Consider the following 11,061-nt stretch of genomic DNA (forward strand, 5'->3'; position numbering starts at 1 on the left):
GGACGGCGCCCCGCGACACCGTGATTCCTCACCCGAGGACGACGACCTCCTCCGCGTCGAACTCCACCCCGACCTCGTCCCCGACGCCAGGCGCCGAGCGCAGCGCGCAGGCGGCCTCCAGCCGGGGCGCGTCCCGGGGCTGGAGCCGCACGGTGACATGGGTGCCGCGGAAGGCGCGGGAGACGACGGTGCAGCGCAGCCCTTCGCCGGGGGCGACGACGCGGACGCCCGCCGGGCGCACCAGCAGCGTGCGGCTGCCCCGGGGGGCGTCCGCGGGGACGGGCACCGTGCCCCAGGGGGTGGCGGCGGCGGTTCCGCCGACCTCCGCCGCGACCACGTTGTCGAAGCCGAGGAAGCGTGCCACGAAGGCGTCGGCCGGGCGCCGCCACACCTCCAGCGGCGTTCCGGTCTGGGCGATCCGCCCCTCCCGCATCACCACGACCCGGTCGGCCAGCGCGAACGCCTCGCCCTGGTCGTGGGTGACCGCCAGCACGGTGGTGCCGAGCCGGCCGAACAGCTCCCGCAACTCCCCCACCAGCCGTTCCCGCAGGGAGCGGTCGAGCTGGCCGAGCGGTTCGTCCAGCATCAGCAGCCGGGGCCGGGGCGCGAGGGCGCGGGCCAGCGCCACCCGCTGCTGCTCGCCGCCGGAGAGCGCGGCGACGGAGCGGCCGGCGGCGCCGGGCAGGCCGACGAGGTCCAGCAGTTCCGCCACGCGCTCGCGCCGGGCGGCACGGGAGGCGCCGCGCATCCGCGGTCCGAAGGCGACGTTCCCGGCCACGTCCCGCTGCGGGAAGAGCTGGTGGTCCTGGAACATCAGGCCGACGCCGCGCCGGTGGGCGGGGACGGCCGCCTGGTCCCGCCCGTCGAGCAGCACCCGGCCCTCGTCCAGGGGCTGGAGTCCGGCGACCGCGCGCAGCAGGGTGGACTTGCCGCTGCCGCTGGGGCCGAGGACGCACACCACCTCGTGCTCGGCCACGTCCAGGCCGACGGCGTCGAGCACGGCGCGCCCCCCGAAGCGCACGGTCGCCCCTTCCAGGCTCAGCAGCATTCCTAGAACTCCCCGCTCCGGTCGGTGCGCAGCCGTTCCAGCACGATCAGCGCCACGGCGCACACCACCATCAGAATCGTGGACAGGGCCATCGCCTGCCCGTAGTTCAGCTCCCCGGGCCGTCCGATCAGCCGGGCCACGGCGACCGGCAGCGTCGGGTTGTCGGGGCGCGCGATGAACACCGTCGCCCCGAACTCGCCGAGCGACACGGCGAACGCGAACCCTGCCGCGACCAGCAGCGCCCGCCGCACCATCGGCAGGTCGACCTCCCGCCAGACCCGCCACGGGGACGCCCCGAGCACGGCGGCGGCCTCGCGCAGCCGTCCGTCCACGGCCCGCAGCACCGGCAGCATGGTCCGCACCACGAAGGGGACGCCGACCAGTGCCTGGGCGAGCGGCACCAGGATCCAGGAGGAGCGCAGGTCCAGCGGCGGTTCGTCCAGGGCGATCAGGAACCCGAAGCCGACCGTCACCGCCGAGACGCCGAGCGGCAGCATCAGCAGCGCGTCGAAGCCCCGCACCAGGCGGCCCGCGTCCCGCCGGGCGAGCGCGGCGGCGGCCAGGCCGCCGATCACCACGGCGATGGCGGTGGCGGCGAGGGCGTAGCGCAGGGAGTTGCCGACCGCCTCGATGGGCGGGACGAGGAAGGTGCCGCCGTCCTCGCGGGTGAGCGCCCGGTAGTAGCCGAGGCCGGGCGCGTCCAGCGAGCGCCGGACGAGGACGCCGAGCGGGAGGGCGATCAGCACGGCGGCGGTGGCGAGCACCCCGGCGAGCAGCGTCCACTGGCCCGCGCCGCGCGGGCGCCGGGCGGTGGTGGCGGCGTCCACCAGCCGCAGCGTGGACTCCCGGCGCCGCACGGTCCAGGCGTGCACGGCGAGGACGGCGCCGACGGCGGCGAACTGGACCAGGGTCAGCACGGCGGCCGTGGTCAGGTCGAAGACCTGGGAGGTCTGCCGGTAGATCTCCACCTCCAGGGTGGAGAAGGCGGGGCCGCCGAGGATCTGGACGACGCCGAAGGAGGTGAAGGTGAACAGGAAGACCATCAGCGCGGCGGCGGCCACGGCGGGGCCGAGCGCGGGCAGGGTGACGCGGCGCCAGGCGCCGGCCCGGGAGGCGCCGAGCATCCGGGCCGCCTCCTCCTGGCGCGGGTCGAGCTGTGCCCAGAGTCCGCCGACGGTGCGGACGACGACGGCGTAGTTGAAGAAGACGTGGGCGAGCAGGATCGCCCAGACGGTGGTGTCCAGCCGGACGCCCCAGAGGTCGTCGAGGAGCCCGCCGCGGCCGACGAGGGCGAGGAAGGCGGTGCCGACGACGACGGTCGGCAGGACGAAGGGGACGGTGACGACGGCACGCAGCAGGTTCTTGCCGGGGAAGTCCAGGCGGGCGAAGACGTAGGCGCCGGGCAGGGCGACGAGCAGGGTGAGCGCGGTGGAGGCGAGCGCCTGCCAGGTGGTGAACCAGAGCACCTGGCGGATGTCGGGCTGGGCCAGCACCTCGGTGATCCGGCCGAACCGCCAGACGCCGTCGGCGTGCAGGCCGCGGGCGACGATGGCGGCGACCGGGCGGGCGAAGAAGACGGCGAAGAACGCGACGGGCACGGCCATCAGGGCGAGCCGGGTCGCGTTCCCGCGCCACCGGGCGCCCCGCCACCGGGCGGCGGGCCGCGGAGCACCGGGCCCCGGGCCGCCGGGCCGCCCGGGGGCGGCGGGCGGCGGTCCGGCGGCGGCGGTCCGGGACGCTCCGGCGGGGCCGGCGGTCCCGCCGGGGCGAGGGGTGCCGGCGGGGCGGGGGGTCCCGGTGGCGCGGGGGGTGCCGGTCACGTCCGGACGAGCGTCTTCCACGTCTTGACCCACTCGTCGCGGTGGTCGGCGATGGCGGCCGGGTCCATGGTCTGCGGCTTCTCGGCCTGCGGGCCGTACTGGCTGAACTCCGGCGGGACCTGGGCGCCCTCGCGCACCGGGTAGACGAACATGTTGAGCGGCATGTCCTCCTGGAACTCCTTGCTGATCAGGAAGTCGAGGAGGGCCTTGCCGCCCTCGGGGTTCTTCGCGTTGCTCAGCAGGCCCGCGTACTCGACCTGGCGGAAGCAGGTGCCGGTGGCGACGCCGGTCGGCGCGGTGTCCGGCCGGGGGTCGGCGTAAATCACCTCGGCGGGCGGCGAGGAGGCGTAGGAGACGACGAGCGGGCGGTCGCCCTTGGCCTTCCTGCCGCCGGCGGAGCCGGAGAACTCCTCGTTGTAGGCGTGGTCCCAGCTGTCGACGACCCTGACGCCGTTGTCGACGAGCTTCTTCCAGTAGTCCTGCCAGCCGTCGGCGCCGTACCGGGCGGCGGTGCCGAGGAGGAAGCCGAGGCCCGGCGAGGAGCCGGCGGCGTCCTCGGTCACGAGGAGGTCCTTGTACTCGGGCTTGATGAGGTCGTCGAAGGAGCGCGGCGGTGCCAGCTCGTGCCGGGTGAAGTACGCCTTGTCGTAGTTGACGCAGACGTCGCCGGTGTCGATGGGGGTGACCCGGTGCTTGTCCTGGTCGGCCCGGTACTCGGGGCGTATCGCGTCGGCGCCCTCGGGTTCGTAGGGCTGGAAGACGCCGCCGTCGAGGGCGCGGGAGAGCAGGGTGTTGTCGACGCCGAAGAGGACGTCGCCCTGGGGGTTGTCCCGGGTGAGGACCGCCTTGTTGACGGTCTGGCCGGCGTCGCCGTCCTCCAGGACCTTCACCCGGTAGCCGGACTTCTTCTCGAAGGCGGCGATGACCTCCTTGGAGGCCGCCCAGGAGTCGTGGCTGACGAGGGTGACGGTCCGGGAACCGCCGCCCCCGCCGGAGCCGCTGCCGGAGTCGTCGGACGACCCGCAGGCGGTGAGCCCGCCGGCCAGGCCGAGGGCGGCGACGGCCGCGGCGACGCGCCTGCTGGTGACGCGCTTCGTGGTGATGCTCAAGGCATTCCTCCTGGAGTGGACCAGGAAGAGACGCGGCCCCGCCCGGGGCCTCTGACGGGCTCCGGGCAGGGCGCAACGGCTGGAGTGGTGACCGATCTCCCTACCCGGAATGACCCGGGCGAGGTTCGGAGGGTCTGCGGCCGATGCCGCACTCTCAGCGCTGTGGCGCTCCCCTGTCGGAATATGCAGATGTACGACGATATGAAGTTGTACGGACGCCGGTCAGACTACCTCTCGCTCGCCGCGAGCTGACCACACGCCCCGTCGATCTCCTGGCCACGGGTGTCCCGGACGGTGACCGGCACCCCGTGCGCCGCGACGGCCTCGACGAACGCCTTCTCGTCCTCGGGCCGCGACGCGGTCCACTTCGAGCCCGGCGTGGGGTTCAGCGGGATGAGGTTGACGTGCACCTGCTTACCCTTGAGCAGCCGCCCGAGCCGGTCGCCGCGCCACGCCTGGTCGTTGATGTCCCGGATGAGCGCGTACTCGATGGACAGCCGCCGCCCGGACTTCTCCGTGTACGCGAACCCGGCGTCCAGCACCTCGCGCACCTTCCACCGCGTGTTGACGGGGACCAGGGTGTCGCGCAGCTCGTCGTCGGGGGCGTGCAGCGAGATGGCCAGCCGGCACTTCAGCCCCTCGTCGGCGAACCGGTGGATGGCCGGGACCAGGCCCACGGTGGAGACCGTGATGCCGCGCTGGGACAGGCCCAGCCCGTCCGGCTCGGGGTCGGTGAGCCGGCGGATGGCACCGACGACCCGGTTGTAGTTGGCCAGCGGCTCGCCCATGCCCATGAACACGATGTTGCTGAGCCGCGAGGGACCGCCGGGGACCTCTCCGTCCCGCAGCGCCCGCATGCCGTCCACGATCTGGTGGGTGATCTCGGCCGTCGACAGATTGCGGTCCAGGCCCGCCTGGCCGGTGGCGCAGAACGGGCAGTTCATGCCGCAGCCGGCCTGCGAGCTGATGCACATCGTCACCCGGTCCGGGTAGCGCATCAGCACGGACTCGACGAGCGTCCCGTCGAACAGCCGCCACAGCGTCTTGCGCGTGGTGCCCTCGTCGGTCGACAGATGCCGGACGACCGACATCAGCTCGGGCAGCAGCGCCTCCTGGAGCCGGGCACGGGAGGCGGCCGGGATGTCCGTCCACTGCTCCGGGTCGTGGGCGTACCGCGCGAAGTAGTGCTGCGAGAGCTGCTTCGCGCGAAACGGCTTCTCCCCGACGGCGGCGACCGCCTCCTTACGCTCGGCCGGCGTGAGGTCGGCGAGGTGCCGCGGCGGCTTCTTGGCTCCGCGGGGGGCGACGAAAGTGAGTTCTCCGGGCTTGGGCATGGTGGTACCAGTGTCGCAGATCCACTCGGGTGACCTGCGGCTGTCGGCCCGGGCCGCCGTCCCGGCGGACACCGCCCACCGGTCGGGGCGCCCGGGGCCGACGGCCGGTGTCCGCTCCCGTCGGCGCCGGTACCGGCGGGGGCGGGCTCGGCCGGCCGGCGGGGCCGGGCGAACGGAGCGGGGCCCGCCGTCCGGTGGACGACGGGCCCCTGCCGGAGAACCGCGGATCAGCCCGTGCCGACGAAGAGGACCAGCAGGAGCCAGACGACCGGCGCCGTGGGCAGCAGGGAGTCCAGGCGGTCCATGATGCCGCCGTGGCCCGGCAGCAGGGTGCCCATGTCCTTGATGCCCAGGTCCCGCTTGATCATGGACTCGCCGAGGTCGCCCAGCGTGGCGCTGACCGCGACGGCCAGACCGAGCAGCAGCCCCTGCCACCAGGAGCCGCCGTCGACGAGGAACTGCATGCACAGCGCCCCGGCGGCCATCGCGAACCCCACCGCGCCGAACAGTCCCTCGCGGGTCTTTCCGGGGCTGATGCGCGGCGCCAGCTTCTTGCGGCCGAACCGCCAGCCGACCGCGTAGGCGCCGGTGTCGCTCACCACCGTCAGCAGCAGGAAGGTCAGCACCCGCCACGAGCCGTCGTCGGCCGCCAGCATCAGCGCCACGAACGTGGCCAGGAACGGCACGTAGAAGGCGGCGAACACCCCCGCCGTGACGTCCTTGAGATAGCCCTCCGGCGGCGCCGTCATCCGCCACACCAGCACCGCCAGCGCGGTGAGCGCCATCGCGATCCAGGCGCCCTCGGCACCCCGCACGAAACCGGCGATCACCATGGCGGCACCGCCGACCGCCAGTGGAACGAGGGGCGCCCTGATGCCCTTGCGCTCCTCCAGCCGCGAGGTCAGCTCCCAGAGCCCCACCACGACCGCGGCCGTGATCACGCCCACGAACACGGCCTTGACGACGAACAGCGCCGCGATGATCACGACGCCCAGCCCGACCCCGACCCCTATGGCCGCGCCCAGGTCACGCCCCGCGCTCTTCTTCTGCGGCTGCGCCGGCTGCGGGGCGTCGGACATGTGCACCGGATTCTGCGTCTGCGGCGCCGCGGGGTGCGGCACCTGGGGGGTCTGCTCGGGAAACGTCCCGTCACCGGCCGGGGCGCCGCCCGGCCGGGCGGTCCCCCCGCCGTCGGGCCGGCCCCCGCCGGGTTCGGGTGCGCCGGGCACGATCGGCATGGGGCGGGTCTGCTGCGCGTAGTGCGCATCGTACGCGGGACCCGCCGGGGCAGCCCCCTGGACGGGTCCCTGGTCGGACGGCCCCCGGTACCCGGCTCGGGGCGGCGCTGCCCGGGAAGAGTCGTTCATCAGACCTCGAGCAGTTCGGCTTCCTTGTGCTTCAGGAGCTCGTCCACCTGGGCGACGTACTTGGCGGTGGTGTCGTCGAGCTCCTTCTCCGCACGGCGGCCCTCGTCCTCGCCGACCTCGCCGTCCTTGACCATCTTGTCGATGGCGTCCTTGGCCTTGCGGCGCACGGCGCGGATCGAGACCTTGGCGTCCTCGCCCTTGCCCTTGGCGACCTTGATGTAGTCGCGGCGGCGCTCCTCGGTCAGCTCGGGGAACACCACGCGGATGATGTTGCCGTCGTTGCTCGGGTTGACGCCCAGGTCGGAGTCGCGGATCGCCTGTTCGATGTTGCGCAGGGCGCTCTTGTCGAAGGGGGTCACCACGGCCATGCGGGGCTCGGGCACGGAGAACGAGGCCAGCTGGTTGATCGGCGTCGGGGCACCGTAGTACTCGGCCACGATCTTGTTGAACATCGCCGGGTGCGCACGCCCGGTGCGGATCGCGGCGAAGTCCTCCTTGGCGACCACGACGGCCTTCTCCATCTTCTCCTCGGCTTCGAGGAGGCTCTCTTCGATCACCACTTGCTCCTGCGTGTCTTGAGTAGGCCCGGCCGCGGCCCCCTCGGGACCCCGGCCGGCTGCGTCGCGTCTTCTTCCTGCACGGTTCCCGACCGGCGGGACATTGTCCATCCCCCGGCCCGGCCCCGCCCCGTCCGTCCCCCGGACAGGTGGTGTCCGTGGCCGGAGGCTGGCTGCCGGGTCAGTCCCGGCCGCTCTGGTCACCCACCAGCGTGCCGATCTTCTCACCCTTGACGGCACGGGCGATATTGCCGGCCTTCAGCAGCTCGAAGACGACGATGGGGAGGCTGTTGTCGCGGCAGAGCGTGACGGCCGTGGCGTCGGCGACCTTGAGGTCCCGCGTGATGACCTCGCCGTAGCCGAGGGCGTCGAACTTCACGGCGTCCGGGTTGGTCTTGGGGTCGGAGTCGTAGACCCCGTCCACCCCGTTCTTGCCCATCAGCAGGGCCTCGGCGTCGATCTCCAGGGCGCGCTGGGCGGCGGTGGTGTCGGTGGAGAAGTACGGCATGCCCATGCCGGCGCCGAAGATGACCACGCGCCCCTTCTCCAGGTGCCGCACGGCCCGCAGCGGAATGTACGGCTCAGCGACCTGGCCCATGGTGATGGCGGTCTGCACCCGGCAGTCGACGCCCTCCTTCTCCAGGAAGTCCTGGAGGGCCAGGCAGTTCATGACGGTGCCCAGCATGCCCATGTAGTCGGAGCGGGCCCGGTCCATGCCCCGCTGCTGCAGCTCGGCACCGCGGAAGAAGTTGCCGCCGCCGATCACGATCGCGATCTGCGCGCCACCGCGCACCACGGCGGCGATCTCCCGGGCGATGGCGTGCACCACGTCGGGGTCGACGCCCAGACCCCCGCCCCCGGAGAAGGCCTCCCCGGACAGTTTCAGCAGAAACCTGCCGCCCGCTTTGCCGTCGCCGCTCTTCTCGGCCTTCGTCGTCATGGAGATCTCGCCTCTTTTACGTGGGTCGCACACACGAAGAAGGCCACTGCCGGTGGGGACGGGTATCGCTTCCCGTACGCGGCAATGGCCTCCTCGTCAGTTCTGCTGTCGTCCTCCGCCGCGCGCGGACGCGGGGCGGCGTGCACCGACGGCGGACGGCTTCCGTCGACCCTACCGGGCCGCGCGTCCGTCGCGGTACGGACTCAGATGCCGACCTTGATGCGCGCGAAGCGCTTCAGGGTGACACCGGCCTCGTCCAGGACCTTCTGGACGGTCTTCTTGTTGTCCAGCGCGTACGGCTGGCCGAGCAGCGTGGCGTCCTTGAAGAAGCCGTTGAGGCGACCCTCGACGATCTTCGGCAGGGCGGCCTCGGGCTTGCCCTCGGCGCGGGTCGTCTCCTCCGCGATGCGGCGCTCGGACTCGATGACCTCGGCCGGGATGTCCTCCTTGGCCAGGTACTTCGGCGCGAACGCGGCGATGTGCTGGGCGATGCCCTTGGCGACCGCGGCGGCGTCGTCCGTCTGCTTGTCCAGCTCGACGAGGACACCGATCTGCGGGGGCAGGTCGGGCATCGTGCGGTGCATGTAGGCGCTGACGTAGCCGCCGGAGAACTGGGCGAAGCGGTCCAGGACGATCTTCTCGCCCAGGTTCGCGTTGGCCTCGTCCACGTAGGCCTGCACGGTCTTGCCGGGCTCGATCTCCGAGGCGAGGAGCGCCTCGATGTCGGCCGGGGCGGCCTTGGCGACGTGCTGGGCGATGGCCTCGGCCACGCCCTGGAACTTGTCGCCCTTGGCGACGAAGTCCGTCTCGCACTTCAGCTCGACCAGCACGCCCGAGGTGTTGTCGTCGGCGATGATCGAGACGACGGCACCGTTCTCGGCCGAACGGCCCTCGCGCTTGGCGACGCCCTTCTGGCCCTTGATGCGGAGCGCCTCGACGGCCTTGTCGACGTTGCCCTCGGCCTCGTCCAGCGCCTTCTTGCAGTCCATCATGCCGGCGCCGGTGAGCTCACGAAGCTTCTTGACGTCGGCGGCGGTGTAGTTCGCCATGAGTCTGTGAATCTTTCTCGGAAGTCGCAACGGCGGGAGCGGTAGTGGTGTCACCGCTCCCGCCGTCGACGCTGACGGGAGGGTCAGGCCTGGTCGGCCTCGGTGGCCGGCGCGGCCTCGGCGGCCGGGGCCTCGGCAGCCGGGGCCTCGGCAGCCGGGGCCTCCGCGGCCGGGGCGTCCTCGGCGGGGGCCTCGGCAGCGGGCGCCTCGGTGGCCGGCGCCTCCGCCTCGGCGGGCTTGTCGGCGTCGGCCTTCTTCTCGCCCTCGAGCAGGTCGCGCTCCCACTCGGCCAGCGGCTCGCCGGCGGCCTTCTCGCCCTTGTCACCGGTGTTGACGCCGGAACGGGCGATGAGGCCCTCGGCGACGGCGTCGGCGATCACGCGGGTGAGCAGGGTGACGGAGCGGATGGCGTCGTCGTTGCCCGGGATCTTGTAGTCGACCTCGTCGGGGTCGCAGTTGGTGTCGAGGATGGCGACGACCGGGATGTTGAGCTTCCGGGCCTCGCCGACCGCGATGTGCTCCTTCTTGGTGTCCACGATCCACACGGCGCTGGGCACCTTGGACATCTCGCGGATACCGCCGAGGGTCTTCTCCAGCTTGGCCTTCTCGCGGGAGAGGACGAGCAGCTCCTTCTTGGTGAGGCCGGAGGCGGCCACGTCCTCGAAGTCGATCTGCTCCAGCTCCTTGAGGCGCTGCAGACGCTTGTAGACGGTCGAGAAGTTGGTGAGCATGCCGCCCAGCCAGCGCTGGTTGACGAAGGGCATGCCGACGCGGGTGGCCTGCTCCGCGATGGCCTCCTGCGCCTGCTTCTTCGTACCGACGAACATGACCGTGCCGCCGTGGGCGACGGTCTCCTTGACGAACTCGTAGGCGCGGTCGATGTACGACAGCGACTGGAGCAGGTCGATGATGTAGATGCCGTTGCGCTCGGTGAAGATGAAGCGCTTCATCTTCGGGTTCCAGCGACGGGTCTGGTGACCGAAGTGGACGCCGCTCTCCAGCAGCTCCCGCATCGTGACGACGGCCATGGCCGTATCTCCTTGGTGTTCTCGGTTGTGCCGCGGGAACCGGACGGTCTCCGCGCCTGACGCCCGCGTTGCGCCGTGCCGCGAAGGACCGAGGGGCGCTGACACCGGCCGGTGAGGGCCTGGTGTCGGGGCGTGCGAAGTCGACCCGGTGACCCGGGTCGCCACCAGAAGTGTACGGGACACCCGGAGCACCGGGTGACGCGGTTGTCCACAACCGCGCGTTGGTCCACAGGCCCCGGCGGTCCCGGCCGGAATCCGGCACGGTTTCCCCATGCGAACGGAGCGACGGACGGGCACGGCGGCACGGGGACGGGCACGAGCGGGGACACGGGCACGGGGAGGGGCGCGGGCAGGCACGTGGCTACGGGCGCGGGTACGGCCACGGGGGCGGCTCCGGACACGGGCACGCATCACCCTTCGGCCCCCGGCGCGGGCACGCACCGGAGCACGGGCGGGGACGCGGGCGCTACGGGCCGTGGGCAGGACGGGCGCGGTCGCGGGAGCGGCCGTGGCGCTGATCACCGCGGCGGGCGCGACCGCCCTGAGCACGACGGCCGGGGTGCCCGCGCGGGCCGGGGCGGCTGCCGGGTCGGGGGCGCCTGCGCGGCTCGGGGCGGCTGGGAACTCCGGAGTGCCCGCGGGCACCGCGGCGGCCGGGACCGCCGGAGCCGCGGGATTCGCCGGAGCGGGGGGTGCGGCCGGACCGGCGGGTGCGGCGGGTGCGGCCGGACCAGCGGGTGCGGCCGGTGCGGCCGAAGCGGCCGGAGCGGGTCGGCTCCCCGCGCTGCCCGGGAGGTCGGCGCAGGGAG

At 72.9% G+C, this 11,061-nt stretch carries 9 protein-coding genes and 1 riboswitch; all 9 genes read right to left on the reverse strand.

Translation table 11 applies throughout. The annotated features are described in order from the left end of the window. Window positions 1-28 precede the first annotated feature (28 nt). The 9 genes from GTY84_RS11415 to rpsB all read right to left on the reverse strand — a co-directional run bounded on the left by GTY84_RS11415 (window position 29) and on the right by rpsB (window position 10,252). Window positions 29-1,048, reverse strand: a complete 1,020-nt coding sequence (locus GTY84_RS11415) for an ABC transporter ATP-binding protein (RefSeq protein WP_161226059.1) — start codon at window positions 1,046-1,048, stop codon at window positions 29-31. 2 nt (window positions 1,049-1,050) lie between these two features. Continuing rightward, complete coding sequence (locus GTY84_RS11420; RefSeq protein WP_161226060.1) at window positions 1,051-2,652, reverse strand: iron ABC transporter permease; 1,602 nt, start codon at window positions 2,650-2,652, stop codon at window positions 1,051-1,053. A gap of 212 nt (window positions 2,653-2,864) precedes the next feature. Continuing rightward, window positions 2,865-3,977, reverse strand: a complete 1,113-nt coding sequence (locus GTY84_RS11425; RefSeq protein ID WP_161226061.1) for a thiamine ABC transporter substrate-binding protein — start codon at window positions 3,975-3,977, stop codon at window positions 2,865-2,867. A 79-nt stretch (window positions 3,978-4,056) separates the two neighbouring features. After that, window positions 4,057-4,162, reverse strand: a riboswitch (TPP riboswitch). A gap of 42 nt (window positions 4,163-4,204) precedes the next feature. After that, window positions 4,205-5,311 (reverse strand): 23S rRNA (adenine(2503)-C(2))-methyltransferase RlmN, encoded by a 1,107-nt coding sequence (gene rlmN / locus GTY84_RS11430; RefSeq protein WP_161226062.1) that lies wholly within the window; start codon window positions 5,309-5,311, stop codon window positions 4,205-4,207. A 227-nt stretch (window positions 5,312-5,538) separates the two neighbouring features. Beyond that, window positions 5,539-6,678 carry a phosphatidate cytidylyltransferase gene (locus GTY84_RS11435; RefSeq protein WP_161226063.1) on the reverse strand — a complete coding sequence of 380 codons (1,140 nt, stop codon included), beginning with the start codon at window positions 6,676-6,678 and terminating at the stop codon, window positions 5,539-5,541. Continuing rightward, window positions 6,678-7,235, reverse strand: a complete 558-nt coding sequence (gene frr / locus GTY84_RS11440) for a ribosome recycling factor (protein ID WP_161226064.1) — start codon at window positions 7,233-7,235, stop codon at window positions 6,678-6,680. Before frr ends, GTY84_RS11435 begins: the two co-directional genes overlap by 1 nt. A gap of 181 nt (window positions 7,236-7,416) precedes the next feature. Next, entirely contained in the window at window positions 7,417-8,175 is a 759-nt protein-coding gene (pyrH, locus tag GTY84_RS11445) for a UMP kinase (RefSeq protein WP_161226065.1), read from the reverse strand. A gap of 203 nt (window positions 8,176-8,378) precedes the next feature. Next, complete coding sequence (gene tsf / locus GTY84_RS11450; RefSeq protein ID WP_161226066.1) at window positions 8,379-9,224, reverse strand: translation elongation factor Ts; 846 nt, start codon at window positions 9,222-9,224, stop codon at window positions 8,379-8,381. An 83-nt stretch (window positions 9,225-9,307) separates the two neighbouring features. After that, window positions 9,308-10,252 carry a 30S ribosomal protein S2 gene (gene rpsB / locus GTY84_RS11455; RefSeq protein ID WP_161226067.1) on the reverse strand — a complete coding sequence of 315 codons (945 nt, stop codon included), beginning with the start codon at window positions 10,250-10,252 and terminating at the stop codon, window positions 9,308-9,310. Window positions 10,253-11,061 lie beyond the last annotated feature (809 nt).

Source organism: Streptomyces sp. SID8352 (assembly GCF_009862265.1).
Taxonomy (GTDB): Bacteria; Actinomycetota; Actinomycetes; order Streptomycetales; family Streptomycetaceae; genus Streptomyces.